20 protein-coding genes are annotated in these 25,025 nt (G+C 37.5%); 4 read left to right on the top strand and 16 right to left on the bottom strand.

What is annotated here, in order from left to right; genetic code table 11:
• Positions 1-73: 73 nt before the first annotated feature.
• Complete coding sequence (gene ppdK / locus ACR2MV_RS14320; protein ID WP_434022736.1) at positions 74-2,800, bottom strand: pyruvate, phosphate dikinase; 2,727 nt, start codon at positions 2,798-2,800, stop codon at positions 74-76.
• Positions 2,801-3,117: 317 nt separating this feature from the next.
• On the opposite strand from ppdK, the gene ACR2MV_RS14315 reads away from it, so the two are divergent.
• Entirely contained in the window at positions 3,118-3,468 is a 351-nt protein-coding gene (locus tag ACR2MV_RS14315; protein WP_434022734.1) for a hypothetical protein, read from the top strand.
• A 91-nt stretch (positions 3,469-3,559) separates the two neighbouring features.
• On the opposite strand, the gene ACR2MV_RS14310 is transcribed toward ACR2MV_RS14315, so the two are convergent.
• The 11 genes from ACR2MV_RS14310 to ACR2MV_RS14260 form a co-directional block, all read right to left on the bottom strand.
• Positions 3,560-4,888 carry a TolC family protein gene (locus tag ACR2MV_RS14310; protein ID WP_434022733.1) on the bottom strand — a complete coding sequence of 443 codons (1,329 nt, stop codon included), beginning with the start codon at positions 4,886-4,888 and terminating at the stop codon, positions 3,560-3,562.
• A complete protein-coding gene (locus tag ACR2MV_RS14305) occupies positions 4,875-8,057 on the bottom strand; it encodes an efflux RND transporter permease subunit (protein ID WP_434022731.1) in 3,183 nt (1,060 codons plus the stop codon). Before ACR2MV_RS14305 ends, ACR2MV_RS14310 begins: the two co-directional genes overlap by 14 nt.
• A 20-nt stretch (positions 8,058-8,077) precedes the next feature.
• Positions 8,078-9,199 (bottom strand): efflux RND transporter periplasmic adaptor subunit, encoded by a 1,122-nt coding sequence (locus tag ACR2MV_RS14300; RefSeq protein WP_434022729.1) that lies wholly within the window; start codon positions 9,197-9,199, stop codon positions 8,078-8,080.
• A 5-nt stretch (positions 9,200-9,204) separates the two neighbouring features.
• A complete protein-coding gene (locus ACR2MV_RS14295; protein ID WP_434022727.1) occupies positions 9,205-9,663 on the bottom strand; it encodes a MarR family winged helix-turn-helix transcriptional regulator in 459 nt (152 codons plus the stop codon).
• A gap of 180 nt (positions 9,664-9,843) precedes the next feature.
• Positions 9,844-10,242, bottom strand: coding sequence for a c-type cytochrome (locus ACR2MV_RS14290; RefSeq protein WP_434022725.1), 399 nt, complete (start codon positions 10,240-10,242; stop codon positions 9,844-9,846).
• Between the two features lie 61 nt (positions 10,243-10,303).
• Positions 10,304-11,194, bottom strand: coding sequence for a hypothetical protein (locus ACR2MV_RS14285; RefSeq protein ID WP_434022723.1), 891 nt, complete (start codon positions 11,192-11,194; stop codon positions 10,304-10,306).
• The gene (gene nrfD / locus ACR2MV_RS14280; protein ID WP_434022722.1) at positions 11,184-12,542 is read right to left on the bottom strand and encodes an NrfD/PsrC family molybdoenzyme membrane anchor subunit; all 1,359 of its coding nucleotides are present in this window, start codon (positions 12,540-12,542) and stop codon (positions 11,184-11,186) included. The genes ACR2MV_RS14285 and nrfD overlap by 11 nt, the downstream gene beginning before the upstream one ends.
• 19 nt (positions 12,543-12,561) lie before the next feature.
• Complete coding sequence (locus tag ACR2MV_RS14275; protein ID WP_434022720.1) at positions 12,562-13,554, bottom strand: 4Fe-4S dicluster domain-containing protein; 993 nt, start codon at positions 13,552-13,554, stop codon at positions 12,562-12,564.
• 86 nt (positions 13,555-13,640) lie between these two features.
• Positions 13,641-14,537 (bottom strand): DUF5777 family beta-barrel protein, encoded by an 897-nt coding sequence (locus ACR2MV_RS14270; RefSeq protein ID WP_434022719.1) that lies wholly within the window; start codon positions 14,535-14,537, stop codon positions 13,641-13,643.
• Between the two features lie 17 nt (positions 14,538-14,554).
• Positions 14,555-14,932 (bottom strand): hypothetical protein, encoded by a 378-nt coding sequence (locus ACR2MV_RS14265; protein ID WP_434022717.1) that lies wholly within the window; start codon positions 14,930-14,932, stop codon positions 14,555-14,557.
• Positions 14,933-15,012: 80 nt separating this feature from the next.
• Positions 15,013-16,089, bottom strand: coding sequence for a hypothetical protein (locus ACR2MV_RS14260; RefSeq protein WP_434022716.1), 1,077 nt, complete (start codon positions 16,087-16,089; stop codon positions 15,013-15,015).
• A 301-nt stretch (positions 16,090-16,390) separates the two neighbouring features.
• Here ACR2MV_RS14260 and ccsA point away from each other — a divergent pair, with 301 nt between their 5' ends.
• From ccsA to priA, 3 genes are all read left to right on the top strand, one after another.
• Entirely contained in the window at positions 16,391-19,591 is a 3,201-nt protein-coding gene (gene ccsA, locus ACR2MV_RS14255; RefSeq protein ID WP_434022714.1) for a cytochrome c biogenesis protein CcsA, read from the top strand.
• Between the two features lies 1 nt (position 19,592).
• The gene (locus ACR2MV_RS14250; protein ID WP_434022712.1) at positions 19,593-20,189 is read left to right on the top strand and encodes a glutathione peroxidase; all 597 of its coding nucleotides are present in this window, start codon (positions 19,593-19,595) and stop codon (positions 20,187-20,189) included.
• Between the two features lie 154 nt (positions 20,190-20,343).
• A complete protein-coding gene (priA, locus tag ACR2MV_RS14245; RefSeq protein WP_434022802.1) occupies positions 20,344-22,788 on the top strand; it encodes a replication restart helicase PriA in 2,445 nt (814 codons plus the stop codon).
• Here the strand turns inward: priA and ACR2MV_RS14240 are convergent.
• From ACR2MV_RS14240 to rpsF, 4 genes are all read right to left on the bottom strand, one after another.
• Entirely contained in the window at positions 22,782-23,681 is a 900-nt protein-coding gene (locus tag ACR2MV_RS14240; protein WP_434022710.1) for a sterol desaturase family protein, read from the bottom strand. The two genes, priA and ACR2MV_RS14240, sit on opposite strands and share 7 nt — an antisense overlap.
• Positions 23,682-23,913: 232 nt before the next feature.
• A complete protein-coding gene (gene rplI / locus ACR2MV_RS14235; RefSeq protein ID WP_434022709.1) occupies positions 23,914-24,363 on the bottom strand; it encodes a 50S ribosomal protein L9 in 450 nt (149 codons plus the stop codon).
• Between the two features lie 13 nt (positions 24,364-24,376).
• Positions 24,377-24,673, bottom strand: a complete 297-nt coding sequence (gene rpsR / locus ACR2MV_RS14230; protein ID WP_224926970.1) for a 30S ribosomal protein S18 — start codon at positions 24,671-24,673, stop codon at positions 24,377-24,379.
• Positions 24,673-25,020 (bottom strand): 30S ribosomal protein S6, encoded by a 348-nt coding sequence (gene rpsF / locus ACR2MV_RS14225; protein ID WP_434022800.1) that lies wholly within the window; start codon positions 25,018-25,020, stop codon positions 24,673-24,675. The genes rpsR and rpsF overlap by 1 nt, the downstream gene beginning before the upstream one ends.
• Positions 25,021-25,025: the final 5 nt, after the last annotated feature.

Here is a 25,025-nt window from a genome sequence, read left to right as displayed (position 1 = left end):
CTGAATCTAAATCAGCAAAAAAGGGATGAATAAATCCATCCCTTTTTCACAATTAACTCTAACAAAAATAATATCAAGAAGCCTTAATCTGAGCCTGAGCTGCAGATAAACGCGCAATTGGTACTCTAAATGGGGAACAACTAACGTAATTTAAATTTGTGTTGTAACAAAACTCTACAGATTTAGGTTCACCTCCATGCTCTCCACAAATTCCAATTTTTAAATTAGGTTTTGTTTTTCTACCTCTTTCTGTTCCAATTTCAACTAATTGACCAACACCTTCCTGGTCGAGAGTTTCAAAAGGATCTGCAGTAAGGATACCTTTCTCAAGATAAACGGGTAAGAATTTTCCAGCATCATCTCTGGAATATCCAAATGCCATCTGTGTAAGGTCATTGGTTCCGAATGAGAAGAAATCTGCTCTTTCCGCGATTTTATCAGCGATCAATGTAGCACGTGGAATTTCCATCATGGTTCCTACTAAATATTCAATACTGTCTTCTCTTTCTTCAAAGACTTCATTGACCGTATTTCTAATTATTTTCTCCTGTTCAAGATATTCGTTATACGTACCGATCAATGGAATCATTATTTCTGGTTTTGCCTCGATACCTCTTTCTTTCAAGTTCAAAGCAGCCTCTATGATAGCACGGGTTTGCATTTCTGTAATCTCAGGATAGGTATTACCTAATCTACAACCTCGATGTCCCAGCATTGGATTGAATTCTTCCAATTCAGCAACCTTGTTCTTTACTGCTTGTAATGAGATATGCATATCTTCAGCCAATTCTTTTTGAGTGGCTAATTGATGAGGTACAAATTCATGCAATGGTGGGTCCAGTAATCTGATGGTTACAGGAAGTCCTTCCATAGCCTCAAAAATACCTTCAAAATCTTTTCTTTGCATTGGCAGTAATTCTTCTAAGGCATGTTTACGTCCTTTGACCGTTTCTGCCAGAATCATTTCTCTCATCGCTCTAATTCTATCTACTTCAAAGAACATATGTTCTGTTCTTGTAAGTCCAATTCCTTCAGCTCCAAAGTTTCGTGCTACTTTTGCATCTTTAGGTGTATCAGCATTGGTTCTGACTTTCATCTTAGAATACTTATTAGAAAGCTCCATAATTTCGGCAAATTCACCACTTAATTCTGGTTGAACAGTTGCGACTTTTCCTTCGATGATATTACCGGTAGATCCATTAAGAGAAATCCAGTCACCTTCATGGTAAATTTTATCTCCAACGCGTAATGAACGTCCTTTATAATTGATTTTTAGAGCACCTGCTCCTGATATACAACATTTTCCCATTCCTCTGGCTACAACCGCAGCATGTGATGTCATTCCACCTCTGGCGGTAAGAATCCCTTTCGCGATATTCATTCCTTCAAGGTCTTCAGGAGAAGTTTCGATACGGCATAATATGGTGTTTTTATATTTGTCTGCTTCGTCAGCAAAGAAAACCAATTGTCCGGTGGCTGCACCTGGAGATGCCGGAAGTCCCTGAGCAATAATATTTGCTCTTTTTAGGGCTTTCGGATCGAAAATAGGGTGAAGTAATTCATCCAGTTTATTAGGCTCTAATAGTAGTAAGGCCTCTTTTTCATTGATCATACCTGATTTTAATAGGTCGATGGCAATCTTAACCATGGCAGCACCTGTTCTTTTACCATTTCTGGTCTGAAGGATCCATAATTTCCCCTCCTGAATGGTAAATTCCATATCCTGCATATCTCGATAATGATCTTCAAGTTTTGTCTGATATTCGTCCAGTTCTTTAAAGATCTCAGGCATTTTTTCTTCTAAGGAAGGATAATTTTCACGTCTGTCATCTTCTTCAATTTTTGCAAGATCGGCCCATCTTTCAGACCCGAGTTTGGTTATTTGAAGCGGCGTTCTAACACCTGCAACAACATCTTCACCTTGTGCATCTATTAAATATTCTCCATTAAATACATCTTCTCCGGTTCCGGCGTCTCTGGTGAAACAAACACCAGTTCCTGAGTTTTCACCCATATTACCATAAACCATGGCCTGAACGTTCACTGCTGTTCCCCATTCGGAAGGATAATTATGCATTTTTCGATAGTAAATAGCTCTGTCACCATTCCAGCTATTGAAAACGGCCATTACAGCACCCCAAAGCTGATCCCATGGATCCGTAGGGAAGTCATGTCCGGTTCTTTTCTTAACGGCATCTTTAAAATCATATACCAAATCCTGTAAATCCTGAACCGTAAACTCAGTATCAAGTTCAATATGTCTTTTGTCTTTCAGATGTTCCATGATCTCTTCAAAAGGGTCTATATCATCCTTAGATTCAGGCTTCATACCCAGTACTACGCCACCATACATTTGAATAAAACGCCTGTATGAATCCCATGCAAAACGTTCGTTATTTGTTTTTTTGGCAAGTCCTTCAACGACTTCGTCGTTCAATCCTAAATTTAAAACCGTGTCCATCATTCCTGGCATCGAAACTCTGGCACCGGATCTCACTGAAATTAACAGTGGGTTTTCTTTGTCACCAAAGGTAGAACCCATGATATTTTCAATATTAACGATGGCTTCTTCTACGTCAGGTCTGATCATGGCGATCGTTTCTTCTCGACCAACCTCATTGTATTTTGTACAGATTTCTGTAGTAATGGTAAATCCTGCAGGAACAGGTATTCCAAGCCAGCTCATCTCGGCCAGATTGGCACCTTTACCTCCTAAAAGGTTTTTTAATTTACTATTTCCATCGGCCGTCTTGTTTCCGAATTTATACACATTCATTTTCACGTCTTGAACTGTCTCCATTGCTATTACTTTTGATTACTATTAATTGAGTATCAAAATTAACCAACATCAGAGTCCTATAGTATGATATAAATCATACCCGGGCCTTGTGTAAGAATTGTTACAAAACAAAGAGTTTGATTTAGTATGAAACTTCCTGTTTTTTGAAATGTTTTGTCCAAATATGGGTAGGGATGTGAGCGCTAAACCAGGTCTGTTTGCACCATGGGATGTGCAAGAATTTTATAAAATGATGTAAAATTCAAATCAAGAAATGAAATAAAAAAGATAAATTAGCTTATTAATAGAAGTAAAGTGTAACCTTAAATAGAAATCTTATGAATAAAATCAATATTTATTTAATTGTCATTGTTTCATTGTTTCTTTTCGCCTGTTCTACTGACAATGATGATGATTTGGGAAACATGCCACCGGTTGACAATAACATTACATATACTAAAAATGTAAAATCTATCATTGATGGAAGGTGCATAAGCTGTCACGGAAATCCACCGACAAACAGCGCACCAATGTCTTTAACCACATACCAAAATGTGAGAAGCGCCGTAACAGGTCAAGATCTGATAGGAGAGGTAGAAAGCGGATCAATGCCACCTTCTGGTGCTAACCTGACAAATTCTCAGATTCAAATTATCAAGGATTGGCAAACTGGAGGGTTTAAGGAATAAAGTATGACTTTAAACAATAGAGGCTGCTCTATTGAACAGCCTCTAACTTTTAATAAGTAAAACTTCTTTGGGAAGCACAACTATTTTTGTTCTAATAATTGGCTCCGATCAATCTTCCTCCTAATTGTAAAAGTCTTAATTCAGCTACTTTAGCAGTATATTTTGCCTCATTATAATTGTTTACTGCACTTAGGAAATTCACCTGTGCCAGCCTGAATTCAACTGTAATAATTTGCCCCAGTCTGTATTGCTCTTCACTTCGTTGGAAGTTTCTTCTGTTTGTTTCAACGTTTTTCTCTTCAGCACTTAGTACGAATAAAGAGTTTTGATAGGTTTCCCAGGCATTGGCCACGTTTCTTTCTAAATCTTTTTCGATCAACTGCTTTTCTATATTGCTGTTGTCTATGGCAATCTTGGCATTCTGCACGCGGGTTTTCGTACTACCACCATCAAAAATATTCCATGAAATACTAACGCCACCAACAATTCCTCTGGAAGTTTGAGATGCCAAAGAGAACGGATTGCTAATATTTGAATCAGTATTAGAATCTCTCCAGTTATAGGCACCGTTAACGCCAACATTAGGTACCCAGGAAGATTTGTTAATCTTTAAGTCATAATCACTAAGGGTTACATTTTTCTCAGCTTGTAACAATAAAGTATTATTTACTTTTGCCGACTGCAGCATAGAATCATAGGTAAGATCAATGGCATAAGACACTGCTGTGTCCACGGCAAAATCAATATTCACATCTCTTCCCAGTATCACATTTAAATCACGTTTGGCATTGGCAAGCTCTCTTTGAATATTCAGTAAATTGATACTGTCCTGGTTCACATTCACTTCAGAATTTAATACATCCAATTGAGTTTTTTGACCGTATTGATATCCATACTGTTCTCTTAATAATTGACTTTTTGAAATATCCAGGGACTGCTGAAGGTTATTTTTGTTTTCAGTAAGCCTGGCGACATCATAATACGAAATGAGCAGGTCCAACAAGGTATTTTCAATCACTTGTCTCACTCTAATTTCAGAAATATTATACTGTTCCTGAAGTTTTCTATAGTTGTACTTCCTTCCAAAACCATCAAAGATTAAGTAATCGACTCCGACAGATGCTGAATAGGTATCTGTTGTGTTTTCGATATCATCCTGAACACTTCCGTCCTGAAATTCAATTTCACTTTCATTGCTTTGATAATCTGCTCCACCAGAGGCAAATACAGACGGTAAATAGCCGCTATTATAGATGCTGGAACTATTCTTCGCTGCCTCGAGGTCATTATTCGAGACAAGAATATCGTAGTTGTTTTCTAAAGCGATATCTACAGCTCCCTGTTTTTCCAGCATATTTTGAGCTGATATAGAAAAACTCAGGCTTATTAGGAGAATACCTAAAATCTTATTTTTCATCATTTTCTTCTAATTTTAATTCTTTTACAGCACGCGTTACTTCTTCTTTTGATACCATTTTTCCTGTGATTAACCATTTTAATCTAACCGTTAAACTATTGTTGATTGATAGCAGTAATGGTAGCATTAGCAAGGTTAAGAAAGTAGCAATCATAATTCCATAAGAAATGGAAATTGCCATGGGTTTTAGAAACTGAGCCTGTCTGCTTTTTTCCAACAACAAAGGCATTAAACCAGCAACCGTTGTAAGTGATGTCAAAAATATTGCTCTAAATCTTGATTTTCCGGCTTCAAACATAGCATCATTAAATGTCATGCCCTCTTTTAGAAAAGAATTAAACTTACCCACTAAAACCAGACCATCATTTACCATAATTCCAACCAAGGCAATAATTCCTAACCATGATAAGATATTAATTGAAAATCCATGAATATAATGACCCCAAACGATTCCTATCAAACTAAATGGCACCATAATCAATAGTAATAATGGTTGACTATAAGACCTAAAAGTAAAGGCGATGACACAATAGATAAGTACCAATACGATACCACCAACCTGTGTTGCTGAATTGATGGTCTTGGCTGCCTCTCGGTTTTGACCTTCAAAACTTGGCTGCACTGTAGGATATTTGGCGAGTATTCCGGGTAGAATATTATCTTTAATATCCGTCATAACATCCGTAGCACTTTCCTTAGGATTTGCCATATCTGCTGTAATCTGAATTTCCCTTCTACCATCTAAATGATTAATGGCAACATCACCTCTGGCAATATCATAGGTTGCGATTTCAGAAAAAGGAACTTTGTTACCGGTAGGGGTAGAGATCCACATATCGTCTAAATTTCGAATGGATGATCTATCCTCCTTTTCATATCGGACCCAGACCTTAATTTCATCCTGTCCTCTTTGAAATCTTTGTGCCTGATATCCAAAAAACCCTGAACGAACCTGATTCATTACGGACTGCAGCGTCAAGCCTAAAATATATGCGTCGTTTTTCAATTTGATTCGAACCTCTTTGATCCCTGCAGGATCCGTATCAGAAACATCCTTTAAAATGGCATTACTTTGTAAAGCACTTTTTAATTCTGTTTTTGCGGCTTTCAATTCTTCAATGTTATTTCCTAAAAGCGACACAGCCACAGGGCTACCACCAAAATTCATTCCCGATCCAAAAGTTAAACTTTCAGCTCCATAAATAAGCCCGGCTTTCTCCCGAATCGCATTGGTAATATCACCTGAGGCAAAATCTCTGAATTCTCCAGGTAGTAAGTTGATCGTTAAACTGGCATTACTTGATCCGGGACCTATTCTTTTTATTACATTTTCGATAACTGGTGTATTCCCTGTTTGTTGTTCGGTATATTCATTTCCGACCAGCCAGGTAGCTTGTTCAATATTTGATATAATAGAGTCAGTTATTCTTTCATTGGTTCCTTGCGGCATTGCAAGGCTAATATCAATTCTGTCACTGGCCATATTCGGAAAGAATGAAGTACGAACTACTTTACTTGTAATTCCTCCAAAAGAGAAAATCAATAAAGCAAAGGGAATGGCAAGACCTAAAAAGCGATTCTTTAAAAAGAACTTTAGATAAGGACCATATAGTCTATCTCTGCAAAAGACTAAAAATTGATCGGCCTTTACATTGATTTGACTGAACAGATAAAATAAACCTGATGTTGGTTTTTTACGACCTCTTACCAATGCCTTTGAATGAGCAATATGCGCCGGTAGAATAATCAAAGCTTCGACCAATGAAACAGCCAAGGTCAAAATCACTACCGTAGAAACTTCTTTAAAGAAATCCCCAATACCACCGTCTAAAAAGAAAAAGATTGAAAAGGCTAGCATCGTGGTTATAATAGCAGACATAATCGGAGGAATTACCTCCATGGTACCATCAATTGCGGCCTGAACAGGAGACTTCCCTTTTTCATAATGGTTGTAAATATTTTCACCAATCACAATACCATCATCCACTAAAATACCAATCACAATGATCATCCCGAACAAAGACAGTACGTTAATGGTTACTCCTAAGTTTGCAGCGAAAATAAACATTCCCAGAAAGGCAATAGGTAAACCTGCCGCTACCCAAAATGCCAATCTAACATTCAAAAATAAAGACAAGAATAAAAGTACTAAGAGTATTCCCACAACAGCATTTTCCGTCAATAAATCTGTTCTCTGTTTTAATACAATGGAGCGATCACTTGCTACATTTAATTGAACATTGTCATGTTGTGCGTTGAATTTTTCAATATAGATGTTAATAACATCGGCTGAGGCAATCATGTCCTCACTATTGGTATTACTAACTTGTATGCTAATGGCAACCTCATCATTATAAAAGAGACGGTCCGGATTTTCATTCCATCGGTCTTTTACTGTAGCAACATCTTTTAAATAAATAACATTACCTGACTGATCAGCTTTTACAATAAGATTATGCAGATCTTCACCATAATATTGTCTGTTTCGAGCACGAATCAAATAATCTTCATAGTCTGTTTTAATATTACCCCCTGAAATAAGGAGGTTGGATCCCTGAACTGCCTGAGCCACATCTGCAAAAGTCAGATCAAAGGCGCGAAGATCAATTTCCCTTACAGCGATCTCTATTTCTTCATCTGGAAATCCTGTTAGAGAAATCTGAGAAATACCTGGCATAGCTCGTAAGTCATTCTCAACATCCCTGGCATATTGTTTCAGGGTCGTAAGTGGTAAATCCGTTCCGCTGACCGTAAAGTTGATCGTAGGAGCAATGGATTCAATTTTAGCAATCACGGGAGGCTCCATTCCGGAAGGGAAAGAAGGCACTCTGTCTACTGCATTTTTAACCTCAGCCAAAACAACATCGATGTCTGAGTCCACCATGGTTTCAATGCTAATGCTTGCCGAATTTTCCCGTGAAACTGATGTCACCCGATCGATGCCTACAATTCCTTTCAGGTTATCCTCGATCTTAAGTACCACACCTTCTTCCATCTCTTGTGGTGAGGCGCCGGGATATACTACTGAAATATTTATAAAGCGAGAATCCGTAAGAGGAAAGAAGGAAGACTTCATCGATTTGGTACCCAAATAACCGAAGATAATAACGGCTAGAATGATGACATTCACTGCCACATGGTATTTTATAAAATAGGATATAACTTTTTTCATAATCTATAAAGACTGCTTAATTATTTACGTGGGTTGCTACCGTATATTGATACTTTCATCCCAGGGTATGCGCCAGGCACGGAACGACTTAAAACAGAAGTACCATCCTCTAAACCTTTTAAGACAACAGTTTTATCGGTAAAATAAACAGGGTCAACTTTAACCAGGTCAATAATACTGTCCTTAAAAACATAAACACTTTCATTGTTTACTAACAGTTTACGTTCCATTTCAAAAGCATTTTTTTCAGCTTTGGCAACCAAATGAGCTTCTAAATAAATACCTTCTTTTAAGTCTTTTCCTTCAACCTGGATATAGGCTTTTACCGTTTGAGAAGTTTGATCGACCCTTCCATTGACACGGACTATTTTCCCATCCCATGATTGGTTGGTATCTCTACTGGTTACTTTGACAGAATTACCTTTTTGTAATAAATCAATATACTTGGCATTGACGGCCACTTCCATTTCATACACCTTAGGGTTAATAAATTCTCCTAATTTCTGACCTGATCTGATTAAAGATCCAGGATTCACCATGGCATCTGTCAAAATACCGTCATAAGGAGCTCTTATGGTATATTTTGTTAGACGTACTTCCATGTTTTTTACATTGTAAAAAGTGGTGTAAATATTTCTACCTGAAATAAAGAACTTTTCCTTTTCAGAACTTATTTCGGGTAATTTTGGAGTTGGTTTATCAAAATCAAAATCTCTTAGATATTGTTCCCATTTCTCATACTCTTCAGGATAGTCTAAACGAATATCAGGCATGATAGAGGTAATAGAATTGTATAAATTACTTTTTTGGGCCTGTAAATTGGCATAGTGCTCTTCACTATTCATTTTTAGGATTACTTCCCCTTTACGGTAGGAATTTCCTGGTCTGAATTCTTTGCTACTAGGTTGTAATACACCCTGAACTTCAGAGAATATCTCAATTTTGTTTTTGGCAACCAGATTTCCATTCGCTGAAATTGTAATAGGAATTGTTCCGTTTTCTACCTTTTCAACAAAAACGGTCTTCACAATCTTCACCGGTGCTTTTTCTGGTTTTTTATTGAGGATGCCCATAACATTGACAAGCCAAAATGCCAATGCGATGATAATAAACCCTAGCGCTATATTAATATACTTTCTCATGTTATTTAGTGGTTAATTTTTGTTTTTAATTTTATGTTAGCTTGAATTATCTTTAGCGTATTCTGAACGATTTCCAAATCATTTTCTGGGATGCCTGCTTGAAGATCATCAATAATTGATAAAAAAAACGGATGTGCATGATCCCAGGTTTTTTTACCAAATTCAGTTAAAAAAATATGATTGATCCGCATATCAGTTTCGGAAACTTCTCTGTAAACAAGATCTTTCTTTTCCATCGTATGGATTAGTCTTGAAAGGGCCGTTTTTGAGCGGTTCGTAATAAAGGCGAGGTCATTCTGCTTTCTGCCATCTTCTTCTTTGAGATACTTCAACACGATAAACTGTTCTTTGGAAATATCAAAGCCATTAGCTTTCATTACATCGGCGATATAATAATCCATGAATTTGGCTGTTTTGCCAATCCATGGTATAAGGGTGATTTTGTCTTTTGTAGTTTTCGTCAATTCTTAAAATTTTGCCAAAAATACAAACAAAAACAAATTAGTTGCATATGCAACTATGTTAATTTTTTCACAAAAAGATTAAACAAACTGAGTAAGAGCGGCTTAAGAATTTAATTAAACAAAAAAAAATCCACCAATGCCTGGCACTGGTGGATTCTCATATTTTTAAAGGCTTATCGCTTATTCCGCTAAAGTTCTCATATAATTAACAACTAACCAAACATCTTCTTCGTCTGGTATTTTCTTTTCGTAGTTCGGCATGTCATTTCTTCCAATATAACTCTTGTAAAATAGAGCTCCATCCGATTGAGATTGAAATTCTGCCGTTGAGAAATCTCCTAAATCTCCTTCAACATCATCTGCCTTTTTACCATCTCCGTATCCTTGCTTTCCATGACAGGACTGACAGTGTTTACTATAGATCTGTTTACCGATATCGAGATCCACTGACGGGTCTGTAGGGTTCTTCATATTCTCGTATTTTTCTGGAACTACCCATTCATCCTGGTCAAAAGCCGAAAATGATAACATCACGACAGATAGTAATCCAAAAATCATAAAAAATTTAATTGCTTTCATGTGTTTAAAATTCTAAATAGTTAATAAAAGGTTGTTTAAGTTACTTATTTTTAGGGAATTATCAAACAATTCTTCCTAGTTTTTTTATTTTCCTTAGTTTCGAAATTGTATAGATGAAATTGGCCCAGACCCCAACTAGTAAAAGGGTTAATACCACATACATCCAAATTGGAGCAGCCTCCGTCCAGAGTTTGTTTTTTTCGGGTTCTTTTATGTCGTCAAACACACCCCAATTACTTTCCACCACTTGCGTTACAGTTCCATAGTCGTCATGATCATCTATGAAAGCATAAAGTTGAAAATCACCATTGATGTCTCCCGGAATATCATCAGGCATTTGAAACTCATAGCTTCCATCTTCTAAAGAAGCATCTTCAATCGGCATTTTGGATAACATTCCTCCAATAGAGAAGACCACATCCAGTTCTTCAACGGGCTCTGTAGTTCCGATGCTGTCTTTTGTTGATGCGCTTAATGATACAAATTGAGAACTATCTCTATTTATCAAATTTAAATCCAAGATGAGATCCTTCACTTCCAGGGATTTTTTTTGCTTTTTTAAAGAGGCAGTTTTCTCAAACAAGGCGATAAAATTGTAATATCCTTCGTCATCTTGAGATAAGGTCATGGTTTGGGGAATGGTGATAACAGCTTTACCGGAATTATCAGTCAGTGCCTTTGCAATAAGTAGGGTGGTGTCCTTTGTTTTATGGAAGAATTGAATAGGAGCTGCACTTATCGGAATACGATCTTTTCTATCTTTCTTATTCGTTGCCATATAAATGACTTCCAGCTGCCTGTTATTATCTATATCTTTAGCCGTACTAAAGGTAAATCTTATCCTGTAATTCGAAAGTTCAAATTCTTCTTGGCCCAAAACGGTCATTGAATGTCCAAATAAGAAGCCCAGTACAAGAAGAACTTTGATGATATTATGAAAGTTAGTTTTCATCTGATGTATCTTTAGATTTAGTATGTGTCATTCGTTTTTTCTTATTATTGGAAGCGGACCCTGTAATTTCTGAAACTGGTATGATCGGTACAAAGCGAACCAATAAGGTAAACATTAGACAGAATGCTGCCAGCCCTGCTGCACTAAGAGCCCATTCAATCCATGTGGCAGAATAATGAATAAATTCTGGTCTGGTATCCTGAATAGGAAGATAAGGCGTTTCAAGTGTTGGAATAACAATTAGATATCGATTCAACCAAAGCCCTAATACGGCTATTACAGCGGCAAAAGTGATAAAGTTGATCGTTCTAAATCGTTTGAAAAACAATATGATCACCGGAAGTAATACTCCAATATAGTTGGCGAAAATGAATTCCCAAAAATAATCACTAAATAAGGTGTCCAGTAAATGCATATCATTGGTCTTATGACTGAACCATCGCGGGAAGTATTCACTGAATGTAAAATAACCAAACAATAAGGCCAATACAAGAAGAACAACCCCTGCACCTAAAAAATGTACCTTTCTGATATAGTGTGCAAGATTAAAGTATTTTCTTACGGTATACATACAAATGATAATAACACCCACACCAGAGTATAATCCGGCGATAATAAAATAGGGAGCAAAAATAGAACTGTTCCAGCCCGGTTGCAGTGTCAAGCTAAAAATCCAGGCCAATACTGTATAGGCCGTGATGGCTAAGGCAATAATGATAGCCGACATGGTACGGGTTACTTTCTTCAAAATGGCCTTTTGCTCAGGAGTATCCTGATAATTCATGGCCAGAAAACGGTATGTTTTTTTTCTCCAGTTAGCGACCTCCAGTTTGTCATCGTCTCTCAAAATGGCAAAATCAGGTATAAAGGTTAAATAAAGATAAATAAAACAGGCGATCAGATCCGTAAGAATCGCGATGATATCCCAGGTAATCGGAGATTGAATACGCGGATATAAAAACAGGTAATGAAGTCGATCTAAACGACCTATGCACAGGAGAATAAAAATTGGTCCAATCATTAAGGACAGGACGGTAACAATTTCGACAATTCTAGAAACTGCGTTTTTCCAGGGTGTGTCGAAAAAATGGAGGATACCGGAAATAAAGGCTCCGGAATAGCTTATTCCAACAAAAAATATAAAATTTATGATATAAACACCCCAAACCACATTATCCCTCATGCCTGTTATCTCATGTCCTTTGATTACTTGCAGTACAAAAGCAACAATACCTACAAGTATCACTGCTACCAAACCAGCGATCCAAAGTTTTGATGAATTTGGTGTGCTCTCAAGAATTTTGATAAATTCCTTATCAATGATTCTTTTTTTTATGACATCTGCCATCGTAGATTAATTTTCAGCGTTAAATTTTTCCTTTTTTCTTTAGATCCTGAACATAAGGCACTTCTTTGTACCGCTCAATAACTTCTTCTTCCACATCAAAGCCTCTTTCTAGAGGGAATTGTCTATTCACGGCAGGTAGGTAATAAACATTGGGCTTTGTACCTAGATGCTCTAAATGTCTGTAACCACCTCTATCCTTAATTAATTGAGAGAATCGTACTGTTTCATCGCCATTGGTAACAATATCTTCATTCTTGTCTCCAAAATAGATGACACCCATCGGACAGGATTTGGCACAATAGGGTAACTCACCAGCTCTTAAAAGATCAGGGCAAAAATCACACTTCATGACGGTTCCTTCGGAAGCCGGCAATTGGGTTTCCGGAGAATAAGCCTGGTCTTTGTCCTTGAATTTTTCTTTATGACCCCAATTGAATTGTCGAGCAGAGTAGGGGCAACTGGTGACACAGAATTTACAGCCTATGCAACGTTCATTATCAATTAATACAATGTTGTCTTCACGCTTAAAGGTTGCGCCTGTTGGGCATACTGTAACACATGGAGGTTCTTCACAGTGAAAGCATGGTTTTGGAAACCAATAGGGCGATGCTTCATCATTGTCTTGAATGAGTTGAACTTTCATAAATTCTTCATGATAATCCAGATTATGACCCTTTTGACAAGCTTCAACACATTTTCGTGCATTTTTACATTTTGCCAGGTCAATGACCATGACAAATTTTCTATTAGGAATTCCTTTTCTTGATGCTGCAGGTGTCACATGTGCTTCCGGGTAATGATTGAGACTCTCCACAGGAATTTCAACTAATTTTCCATCAGGAGTAAGTACCTTGGTCATTTCTTTAGAAGTGGTTTCTTCAAGCGATGCTGCTTCCTCACCAAGATTTGTAATGATGGAGCCCGCAGCCACTGCTGAAACTCCTGACAGCAATCCCAGTTGCAGGAATTTCCTTCTATTATTCTCTTTTTTATTCTCTTTTTGATTTTTCATAAGGATGTTAATAGTAAAGAACTGCCAGACATAAATAGCATATTGTCTGGCAGTGATAAAAAATTAACCAAGCTAATTCTCGCTATTTAGAAATTATATATTCTCGTTATGTTAAACCCTAACAATATGTCTCCTGCAAAGAAGTCGTTCTTGTTCCACACATAATTTTCCTGAGGTAATATGCCCCAATAGTTGCTCACAAAAAGTTGAAAGGCATGACCTGAAGTTCCAAATTCAAAACCTAAACTCAAGCCCGGGTGGTTGCTGTATCGATTGCCGTCGTCAGAAAGGTCCATGTCAAACTGAGTAATGGGTTGACTATAATCAGCAATGATGGCTGTATTAGGTGTTATTTTATATCGACCTCCAAACGCAATGGCGATCCTGTCATTCGACATTCCTTCATATACCGCATTATAATGCGAGATACTTGGAGCAAATTGCAAGGAAAGTTTAGAATTAAACCTCTTTGCTAATATTAACTGATGAAAATATGAAAAGCGATCCTGTTGATAATTAATAGGAGGCTGCATGGTAGCAGTCTGCTTTCTTCCATCATAGGCAACATTTCCAAAATAAGTCAAACTAACGGGCATTTTCCCGGATCGGGTTTGTCTTAGAATGGCAACTTTGGCATTAAGATCTGTATATCTTTTATGTTTTTGAAGACCCAAACCTAAGGTCACTCTTTCATGAACACCATAGGTTCCTCCAAATCGAATATTGGCATCACCCCAGATTCCTCCCAGGTCATCAAAATCCCTAATGATTCCAAACCGGTGTTCCATTTGAACCTCCAGGGCATTCTTGTTATTCACAACGTTGGTAGGGTTGTCTACGATGTAAGAGCTTTCAAAAGCTGGTCTTTCCAATTTTTCCTTAGGTTTGACCACAGTGTCTTGAGCCTTTTCATTACTGTCTTGCGCGAATGACACAAAGGGAGCAGTAAAAAGAACAATTAGTATATATATATAATTTTTCATGTCTATGTTCTTTAGGGTTAATTATCTAGAGCACCTTGGTCAATCCAAGCTTTCACTAAATCAGTTTGTCCGCTAGGCCATTTGCTCGTAGCTGTTGGCATAGGCGCAATACCAGGAGCATGAATTAAGGATAAATAAAGTATGCTGTTTTCTGAATCACCTGCTACTACAAAACCATTTAACAGGCTATTATAGGAATTGGCCGGTCGTAAATCTGGGGGTGTATTTCCTTGATGACAGGATACACATTCGCCTTCCCACAAAGGCATAATATCCTGCTCATAAGAAACTACATCTGGTATTTCAACTACTGTTTCAGGAAATTCATCATAATAACAGGAAGTGAGAAATAAGCCCATAGCAATCAATGTCAGTATTTTTGTTAAATTTTTCATGTTCGAAATTTTATATGGAACTTTTATATTTTATTTAAAGAATGCAGATGATCTCATCTGCATTCTTTAATAAATACCATTTAATTAGCTGACAGGGCTTCGATTGAATTCTTTACAAGTGCCTTGGCGTAGTTAGGGTTATGGACACCATTACTATGGTCATAGTACATCATACGGTAGTTCCAGAGCGCCGAGGCCTCAGATACAGGGTACTCGCCAGGAACAGGGCTTCCTTCAGGAGTTAGAAGACCTTTGTCAACTAAAAGATCTTTCAAAGTTGCAACGTCCTCTGCAAATCCGGCTACTTCCGTAGGAACGCCATTCGTATGACATGTTGTACAAGAAGTCTCTGTCCAGTTCCAGGAGTGTTTACCTATGTTAAGATCAATGGATTCACCCATATGGCAAGAAGTACAACTAGATCCTGATCTGTGTGCTGCTGACGTTGGTGCGTCGTAAGGCAATGATCCTGCAATCTCTGCTCCCTGTATTCCTTCAAGTAGGGTAGATTGAGCTCCGTAATGAGGTCCAAAGCGACCGCCTACATTTACATTTCCATTTTCCAATAAGGAATCTTCAAATTTTGATCTAGGCTGGTGACAACTTGCACAAGTATGACTTGACGCATCTTCTGCTCCATAATCTATAGTATAAGAGGCATCGGCAATGAGCTCTATTGGTGCTATAAATCTTAGTGCATAGTCAAAACCATCATTTTCAAAATCGAAAGTCGAGTGTTTGCTATGACAAGTTGTACACGTGATTGTTTGAGTTCCTGGATAAACAGGAGCGCTGCCTACCATAGGAATACCGGTTTCTGCCCAGTCAATATATCCATCGCTGGTATGGCACGCTGTACATGCGCTGGCCAATCCACCTGGGAACCCTCTGTTCGCATATTGAGAAAGAGGTCCATCACCATGATCCATATTCTCATTATAATGTCCTGAGAATAAATAGGAGGCATGAACTTCTTCTGTTGTTGACACGTTATGACAGGCGGCACATTCAGCGGTTCCGCTTACCCCGTCTACCCCATCTACTCCATCTATTCCATCCTCACCGGCTGGCCCAGGTATAGGGTCTGTTGTACACTGGACAAGTAATAAACTTGTCGATACGATAAAAAAGAGACTTATAAGCTTGATAATTTTCATGGTATTTGAAATTTACGTGTTAAAAAACTGTTAAGTAAAATTAAGATGATGTTGCAATGATTTCAATGACAATTATCATGTTTTAAAAATTTTAAAACACACATTATGAGTATTTTAGGTTTGCATAATGACATTTATCATACTTTGTAAGTAACATTGATTACATTTTTATTCTGAAAATTGAATGTATTTTTTTAATCTTATTTCTATTCAGTTGAAATGCTTGCTATATTCAAGGATTAGGATAAATATTAAGGGAATTTTAGTAACTTTGTCACTTATATCAATCAATTATTTTTGAATGAAAAAAGTTGCTAATTTCTTTTTCTCGACCCGTCTTACTGCCGTTTTATTTTTACTTTTTGCTGCCGCCATGGCCATCTCTACTTTTATAGAGAATGACTATGGAACTCAAACAGCAAAGGCCCTTGTCTATAATGCCTGGTGGTTTGAGTTGATCATGCTCATATTCATGATCAATTTTATTGGAAATATTAAAAAATATGAACTATTAGAACGTAAAAAGTATTCTGTTCTCATGTTTCATTTATCTTTTATTCTGATCATTTTAGGGGCTGGAATTACGCGCTATATCAGTTATGAAGGGATCATGCCTATCTATGAAGGAGAAACAACGAATAAAATGTTATCAGACAAAGCATATGTGGATGTACATATTGATGATGATAAGGAGCAAAAAGCACCTTTGTACAAACACTACCTATTTGCGTCGACCTATGGAAACAGCAGTAACTTTATTTATAATACTTCGAAGTTTCTGAATTGGATCAGAGGTGGAAATGAATTTTCGATTAAAACAGATTTTAAAGACAAACCCATAGAGATCAACTATGTGGATTATATTCCAAATGCTTTTGAAGAGTTTCAGACAGCTGATAATGGCGTTCCCTATTTAAAAATTGTTGAATCCGGTGGTGGTGGAAGGCACGACCATTATATTAGGGCAGGTCAGACCATTAATATGCACAATACGTTGTTTTCTTTTGAAAATCCAACGCAGGGAGCGATTAATATTTTTACCCAGAATGATACCTTAAGAATAAGCTCGCCGTTTGAAGGCAGTTATATGATCATGGCCAGCCAGACACAAGGAGAAGTTGTCAAAGATTCAGTACAGGTATTTAATCTTAGATCACTATATCAGATAGGAAATAGTCAATTTGTGATTCCGTTGCCAGCCGTAAAAGGGGAGATGAAATTGACTTCGGGTGACAAAGATGAGCACCCAAGTGACATGCTTGAGGTTGAAGTCGTCACAGAAAACACCAAGCAAAGAATCAAATTATTTGGGAATGCCTTAAGTGTATCACCTCCAAAGGTGTTTACTCAGGATGGCCTGAATTTTAGATTAAATTATGGTTCCAAACAATTTCAGGTTCCATTTTCAGTGAAATTAAGGGATTTTCAATTGGAACGTTATCCTGGTTCTATGAGTCCAAAATCCTATGCCAGTGAGATTACGGTCATAGACGGGGAAGAGGTTTTTGATTTTAAAATTTTTATGAATCATGTTTTGGATCATAAAGGCTATCGATTTTTTCAATCCAGTTATAATGATCAGGGAGAGGTGGAACAAACTTTTTTATCAGTAAACTATGACCAGGCAGGTACATGGACTTCCTATGTTGGTTATTTTTTCTTGTTTTTAGGCTTGATCTTGACCCTGTTTGAGAAAGGGACTCGGTTTGCATCATTGAAAAAGAGTTTAAAAAAACTCAAGAAAAAGAAGGGTAAATTGGTCATGATGCTTATGCTGTTTTCCGGACTTGCTTTTGGACAATCAGATCATGCCTCTCATGCAACACACGATCAGCAATACAAAACCATTGATTCAGTTATTGCGGCACAAACTGCGGAAAAGGGTCATGCCAAGGAGTTTGGTAAATTGGTTATTCAAGATGCGGGAGGACGTATGAAGCCCGTAAATACTTTTGCATCAGAACTTCTGAGAAAAGTAAGTAAAAAAGATACCTATGAAAACATGGATGCCAATCAAGTGGTTGTTTCCATGCTTACCAATCCCAGAGCCTGGTATTTTGTTCCTTTTATATATGTGAAAAGGGAAAATACCAAAGTAAGAGATCTTATTGGGATTCCGCACGATCAGAAATATGCCAGATTCTCCGATCTGTTTACTGAAAAAGGTGAGTATAAGCTTACCGAAGAGGTCTCTGCGGCTCATAAAAAGAAAATTAAAACCAAATACGAAGAGAGTATTTTAAATATTGACGGCAGGGCCAATTTATTGTTTGGAGCGCTAGGAGGTTCTATTTTTAAGTTCTTCCCATTGCCAAATAGTGAAAACAACAAATGGTATTCCTTTGTTGAAGTAAGGCATTCTGGATTTACAGGAGAAGACTCCTTATATGTTGGTAATATTTTGCCTTTGTATGCAGGAGAAGTTGCTGCGGCAACAACATCCGGAAACTACAGCCAGGCCAATGAATATTTGGAAAGCATTCATAAATTTCAACGTAAATATGGTGCAGAGGTAATGCCTACTCAGCGAAAGGTGGACCTTGAACTTTTTTATAACGAGTATGATATTTTTAAATCTTTGTATACGTATTATATGCTTGCCAGTTTATTGATGTTTATTGTTGTAATTGTCAACATATTTAATGATAATAAACTAATCCGGACACTGGTAAAGGTATGTACAGGTATTGTTCTTTTACTATTTGCCTACCATACCGTTGGTCTTGGAATCAGATGGTATATCTCTGGACATGCTCCTTGGAGTAATGGCTATGAATCAATGATCTACATTTCCTGGGCGACCATGCTTTTTGGAATCATCTTTGGTAAAAGATCTCCGCTGACTTTGGCTGCAACCACTTTTGTGACTTCAATGTTATTAATGGTGGCTCATTGGAACTGGATGGATCCATCTATTGGAAATTTAGTGCCTGTTCTTGATTCTTATTGGTTGATGGTTCATGTGGCGATTATTGTTGCCAGTTACGGTCCTTTTACCATTGGAATGGTATTGGGAATGCTTGCCTTGATCCTTTATATTTTCACAACCAAGAAGAATAAGAAGAAAATGAAATTGGCCATCAATGAGATCACTGCTATTAATGAGATGTCTTTGACCATTGGCTTGGTTTTATTAGTAATTGGAAACTTCTTGGGTGGTATCTGGGCCAATGAAAGCTGGGGTAGATATTGGGGTTGGGACCCGAAAGAAACCTGGGCCCTTATAAGTATTATGATCTATTCGTTTGTACTTCATATGAGAATTATTCCAGGCTTAAAAAGTAAATTTACCTTTAATATGGCAGCTGTATTTGCCTTTGCATCCATACTAATGACTTATTTAGGTGTAAATCATTTACTGTCAGGATTACATTCTTATGCAGCGGGTGAATCAGCAGCAGTTCCAAACCAGATTTGGGGATGGCTCGGCCTGTCGGTTATTTTAAGTATATTAGCTTACTTTAAGTTTAAAAAATATTTCAAAAAGAAAATTAGAAAGTAATATGAAGCAATTGATCATGTTCTTGAGTTTGTTCTTAGTATTCGCAAGCTGTAAAAAGGATAAAACAGAGGTTACTAAATTGGAAGCAGCTGTCATCGAGACGAAAGCTCAGGAAGGAGAAGTGATTTATCAATTTCAGGTTACTGATTTATATGGTGATGATTTTAATTTTTCTGAGTTGAAAGGGAAAAAAATCATGGTTGTAAATACGGCCTCAGAATGTGGTTTGACCCCTCAATATGAAGGTTTGCAAAAACTATATGAATCCTATAAGGATAAAAACTTTGTGATTGTCGGATTTCCGGCCAATAACTTTGGTGGACAGGAGCCGGGTTCTGACCAGCAAATTGCTGCATTTTGTAAAGAAAATTATGGAGTAAGTTTTCCAATGATGTCGAAAATATCGGTGAAAGGATCAGATATGCATGAAGTGTATCATTTTTTAACCGAAAAAGAAAAGAACGGACTTCAGGATTCTGAGGTGGCGTGGAATTTCCAAAAATACTTATTAAATGAGCAAGGTGAACTTGAAAAGGTGATTTCGCCTAATACCTTGCCAACTGATGCTGAAATCGTAAACTGGATTGAAGCAAACTAATACAGTAATTTCAATTTCCCCAATGACAAACACCTCCCTTCTTTAGGAGGTGTTTTTTTATCCCTATTATTTGTGCAGGAGCAATAAACCTATTAGTTTCGTACGTACCGGGTACTGCATATAATGTGCCTGAAAGTAACTATTTAAAATTCTGATTATCAATTTTATAAATGTCATATTACCCATACCGCTGCAAAAACTGTTTACCTATCGTATTACAGCAGCGGAAGCTGATTTTATAAAAATTGGATCGAGAGTTGCCGTTCCTTTTGGGAAGTCAAAAATATATACGGCCATTGTATTTGAGCTGCATTCAGAGCAGCCAACGGCCTATGAGGCCAAGGATATTTTTCAAATTCTCGATGAGTTCCCGATTGTCACGGGTCCACAGTTAAAACACTGGCAATGGATCTCTTCCTATTATATGTGTTCTTTGGGAGATGTTTTGCGGGCGTCATTACCTAAAGCATTTTTATTGGAAAGTGAAACCCTTGTCCTTAAGAATGCTGCATTCGATCAGGTTTCCATTTTAAATGATGATGAATATTTGATTTGGGAAGCGTTGGAACATCAAAGCAAATTAAAGATTCAGGATATTGGTAAAATTCTTGATCGAAAAGGAGTGTTGACCGTTGTGAACAGCCTGCTTTCTAAAGAGGTCATCGAAGTAAAAGAAGAAATTTATGAACAGTACAAACCCAAATTTGTAAAATATCTGGACCTGCATCCCACCCATCAAACAGATGATCAATTGCATCAATTGCTGGATAATTTGAGCAAAGCTCCTAAACAGAGAGAGGCATTGTTATTATTTTTCCAGTTAAAGCAAGGGAATGATGCGCCTGTATTGCGCAAGAAGCTTTTGGACAAAGGAATTAGTGCGGCTGTGATAAAAGCCTTGGTGGAAAAACAAGTATTCGAGCAAAGTGAAATCAGGGAAGACAGGGTGTCATTTGATACTGAAATCAAAATGATTCATGAACTCAATGAGTATCAGGCAAAAGCTTTGTCGGGTATTAAAGCCGCTTTTGATGAAAAGGAAGTGTGTTTGTTGCATGGTGTTACCTCAAGCGGTAAGACCGAAATTTATTCTCATTTAATTGCGGAAACCTTGGAACAAGGCAGACAGGTTTTGTACTTATTACCTGAAATTGCCTTAACAACACATATAATTAGCAGGTTACAACATTTTTTTGGAGATAAGATTGCCGTTTTTCATTCGAGGTATTCGGTAGATGAGAGGGTAGAAGTATGGAACAATCTGGTCAATCGATCGGAAAAAGCCCAGATTGTTTTAGGAGCGAGGTCTTCCATTCTCTTGCCATTTACAGATCTTGGATTGATTATTGTAGATGAAGAGCATGAAACTTCCTTTAAGCAATTTGAGCCATCTCCAAGATACCATGCGAGGGATGCAGCTATTATGTTGGGTCATTTACACAGAGCAAAAGTATTGCTGGGCAGTGCGACACCTTCAGTTGAAACCTATCACAATGCCAAGCAACAGAAATATGGGTATGTAGCACTCAACCGAAGGTATAAAGACGTGCAGTTGCCCGAAATCGAATTGGTTGATATCAAAGAGAAGCATCGGAAAAAGCGTATGAAGGGGCATTTTTCAGATCGATTGTTGCTCTTGATAGAAGATGCCCTGGCAGAAAAGGAACAGGTGATTCTCTTTCAAAACAGACGCGGTTTTTCACCAATCGTAGAATGCAGTACTTGTGGCGTGGCACCTCAATGTCCAAATTGTGATGTGAGTCTGACTTTTCACAAATTCAATAATGAGTTGAAATGTCATTATTGCGGACATCATCAGGCCTTGCCCAAGACCTGTCCTGCCTGTGAGAATCCAACCCTTGATTCAAAAGGGTTTGGTACAGAGCAAATAGAACTTGAGTTGAAGGAGTTATATCCTGAAACCAAAGTTGCCAGGATGGATTTGGATACCACAAGAGGTAAATATGGCTATCAAAAACTATTGCGCTCATTTCACGATCAGGAAATTGATATTTTGGTAGGTACTCAAATGCTGACGAAAGGCCTGGATTTTAAAAATGTTAGCTTGGTCGGGGTGCTGAATGCGGATAATTTATTGAATTTTCCCGATTTCAGAGCTCATGAACGAACCTATCAGTTAATGGTACAAGTTTCCGGAAGGGCAGGGCGTGACGAAAAAAGAGGCAAAGTGGCCATACAGAGTTTTAATCCATACCACCAGATATTACAGCAGGTTACAACCCATGATTATGACACTATGTTTAAGGATCAATTAAATGAGCGTCATCAATTTCTATATCCTCCCTTGGTTAGGTTAGTGAGAATCGTTTTAAAGCATAAGGATTTTATTAAAGTTGAAGGAGCTGCCAACTGGATGGGCAGATCGTTGGTCAATAGTTTTGGCGACAGGGTGCTAGGACCCACAAGTCCTTCCATAGGCAGGATCAGAAATAAGTATATCAAATCAATATTGATAAAGCTTCCTGAAAAGATTTCATTGAATCAGTCAAAAGGGCAGATTCAAAAAATAAAGGATTCCTTTATGTCAATCCCAGATTACAGGTCTGTTCAGGTCATTATTGATGTAGATTGTTATTGATGGTCTTTCCATTGTTTTCGAAGGTCTGAGGAGACCATGCCACTGCCATCATGCTTCCATCCCGGAGGTTTGTAAAAATATTTTAATTTGTTCACTAAGGTTGTCTTGGATGAAATGGCGTCTTTAAACATCAGATACCACTCAGTAAAAGCAATTTTTACAGGATTGTAGGTGTCAATATTTTTAACAAGTCCGTACACAGGTTTTTCTACCTCGGGTTCAAAAGTACCGAACATTTTATCCCAGATGATTAAGATCCCTGCATGGTTTCTATCCAAATACTGCGGATTTGTTGCATGATGTACCCTGTGATGGGAAGGTGTATTGAAAACGGCTTCAAACCACTTTGGTAATTTCTGTATCAATTCAGTGTGAATCCAATACTGGTATAATAAACTAATAGACATTTGTGCCAGGATCATGGCAGGATGAAACCCCAGAAGCGCCATGGGAACCCAAAAAATAAAAGAGGTAAAACTTCCTGACCAGGTTTGTCGTAAGGCCGTGCTTAAATTATACCTTTTGGATGAGTGGTGCACCACATGTGAAGCCCAGAAGAACCGATTCTCGTGGCTGATCCTATGGAACCAGTAATAACAAAAGTCATCGGCGAAGAATACGAGCAACCATGCCCACCATGTAAAGGGTATGGTGAAAAATCGCCATGTCATATACATATAGGTTAAAGCAGAAAGCACCATTGCTTTGGCCAATAAGCCAATAAAAACATTTCCCAGGCCCATACTGATAGAGGCTGCAGCGTCCTTAAAGGTATAAGAGGCCATTTGTTTTCTACTGGTCAGCACTATTTCAATCACCAAGGTGATTATGAAAAATGGAATTGCATAATGAATGATGTTCGGAATTTCCGGAATGTTGATACCTAGATCCATTTTATTATTTAGAGTTCAATTTTACAATAATTAAAATCAATAACAAAATTACAGTATAAATTCACTCAGAGTATATTTGAACTGACCGTTTTACCTTTAAGAGGCTGAGAATTTAGATTATCGGCAGAAATCATCATCATTCAGCGAGGCTACTGTGATCGTTTGGCATAAAAAAACCCGCTCTATTGAGCGGGTTTCTATCATTTTAGGTTGTGAAATACCTTAAGGAAGCTTACTTTTCAGCAACTACTTCAAAAGGAAGATCAACAATAACATCTCTGTGAAGTCTCACAGAAGCGTTGTATTTTCCTAATCTCTTTACAAGACCACCAGCGATGGTAATGTATTTTTTCTCTAATTCCTGACCTTCAGCAGCGATAGCTTCAGCTACATTTGCGTTACTGATCGATCCGAATAATTTATCTCCTTCACCTGTTTTAGCAGTGATTTTCAATTCTAAAGCTTTTAGTACTTCAGCAGCTTTGTTAGCCTCTTTTACTATATTTTGCTCTTTATAAGCTCTTTGCTTTAATGTTTCAGCCAATACTTTCTTTGCAGATGCAGTAGCTAATACAGCTTGTCCCTGAGGGATTAGGTAGTTACGTCCATAACCATTTTTTACAGTCACAACGTCATCTTTAAACCCTAGGTTAGCTACGTCTTGTTTTAATATCAATTCCATACTATCCGGTTTATTATTTTAACATATCACCTACATATGGCATTAATGCCAAATGACGCGCTCTTTTAATTGCCTGAGAAACTTTACGTTGGTATTTCAACGAAGTTCCGGTTAACCTACGAGGTAAAATTTTACCTTGTTCGTTTACTAAGTACATCAAAAAGTCAGCATCCTTGTAATCAATATATTTGATACCGTTTTTCTTAAAACGACAATACTTAACTTTTACTTTAGTATCTATCTCTAAAGGAGTAAGATATCTGATCTCTCCTTTACTTCCGCCTTTTGCTTGTTGTTCTAATGTTGCCATTATTTTTTAGCCTTACTTGGTTTAACTCTATCTTTTCTTTTCTCAGCCCAGGCAGCAGCGTGCTTATCTAACTTTACAGTTAAATACCTCATGATGCTGTCATCTCTTCTGAATTCTAATTCGTACGCAGAGATTGCTTCTCCAGGACATTTGAATTCGAATAAATGATAAAATCCGGTTTTTTTCTTTTGGATTGGATAGGCAAGTTTTTTCAAGCCCCAATCTTCTTTCCAAATCATTTCGGCACCTTTAGAAACCAAGTAGTCTTCAAACTTCTTTACTGTTTCCTTTACCTGTGTATCAGATAAAACGGGATTCAAAATGAAAACAGTTTCGTAATGATTCATAATAA

Origin of the sequence: Lutimonas sp. (assembly GCF_051011215.1) — a bacterium.
In the GTDB taxonomy this organism is placed as follows: domain Bacteria; phylum Bacteroidota; class Bacteroidia; order Flavobacteriales; family Flavobacteriaceae; genus Lutimonas.
Note: the sequence above shows the minus strand (reverse complement) of the source record. Positions and strands in the feature narration are given on the sequence as shown.

Coding starts and splice junctions, on each gene's coding strand:
- ppdK (WP_434022736.1), bottom strand. CDS start 2,800: ATGGAGACAGTTCAAGACGTGAAAATGAATGTGTATAAATTCGGAAAC.
- ACR2MV_RS14315 (WP_434022734.1), top strand. CDS start 3,118: ATGAATAAAATCAATATTTATTTAATTGTCATTGTTTCATTGTTTCTT.
- ACR2MV_RS14310 (WP_434022733.1), bottom strand. CDS start 4,888: ATGATGAAAAATAAGATTTTAGGTATTCTCCTAATAAGCCTGAGTTTT.
- ACR2MV_RS14305 (WP_434022731.1), bottom strand. CDS start 8,057: ATGAAAAAAGTTATATCCTATTTTATAAAATACCATGTGGCAGTGAAT.
- ACR2MV_RS14300 (WP_434022729.1), bottom strand. CDS start 9,199: ATGAGAAAGTATATTAATATAGCGCTAGGGTTTATTATCATCGCATTG.
- ACR2MV_RS14290 (WP_434022725.1), bottom strand. CDS start 10,242: ATGAAAGCAATTAAATTTTTTATGATTTTTGGATTACTATCTGTCGTG.
- ACR2MV_RS14285 (WP_434022723.1), bottom strand. CDS start 11,194: ATGAAAACTAACTTTCATAATATCATCAAAGTTCTTCTTGTACTGGGC.
- nrfD (WP_434022722.1), bottom strand. CDS start 12,542: ATGGCAGATGTCATAAAAAAAAGAATCATTGATAAGGAATTTATCAAA.
- ACR2MV_RS14275 (WP_434022720.1), bottom strand. CDS start 13,554: ATGAAAAATCAAAAAGAGAATAAAAAAGAGAATAATAGAAGGAAATTC.
- ACR2MV_RS14270 (WP_434022719.1), bottom strand. CDS start 14,537: ATGAAAAATTATATATATATACTAATTGTTCTTTTTACTGCTCCCTTT.
- ACR2MV_RS14265 (WP_434022717.1), bottom strand. CDS start 14,932: ATGAAAAATTTAACAAAAATACTGACATTGATTGCTATGGGCTTATTT.
- ACR2MV_RS14260 (WP_434022716.1), bottom strand. CDS start 16,089: ATGAAAATTATCAAGCTTATAAGTCTCTTTTTTATCGTATCGACAAGT.
- ccsA (WP_434022714.1), top strand. CDS start 16,391: ATGAAAAAAGTTGCTAATTTCTTTTTCTCGACCCGTCTTACTGCCGTT.
- ACR2MV_RS14250 (WP_434022712.1), top strand. CDS start 19,593: ATGAAGCAATTGATCATGTTCTTGAGTTTGTTCTTAGTATTCGCAAGC.
- ACR2MV_RS14240 (WP_434022710.1), bottom strand. CDS start 23,681: ATGGATCTAGGTATCAACATTCCGGAAATTCCGAACATCATTCATTAT.
- rplI (WP_434022709.1), bottom strand. CDS start 24,363: ATGGAATTGATATTAAAACAAGACGTAGCTAACCTAGGGTTTAAAGAT.
- rpsR (WP_224926970.1), bottom strand. CDS start 24,673: ATGGCAACATTAGAACAACAAGCAAAAGGCGGAAGTAAAGGAGAGATC.
- rpsF (WP_434022800.1), bottom strand. CDS start 25,020: ATGAATCATTACGAAACTGTTTTCATTTTGAATCCCGTTTTATCTGAT.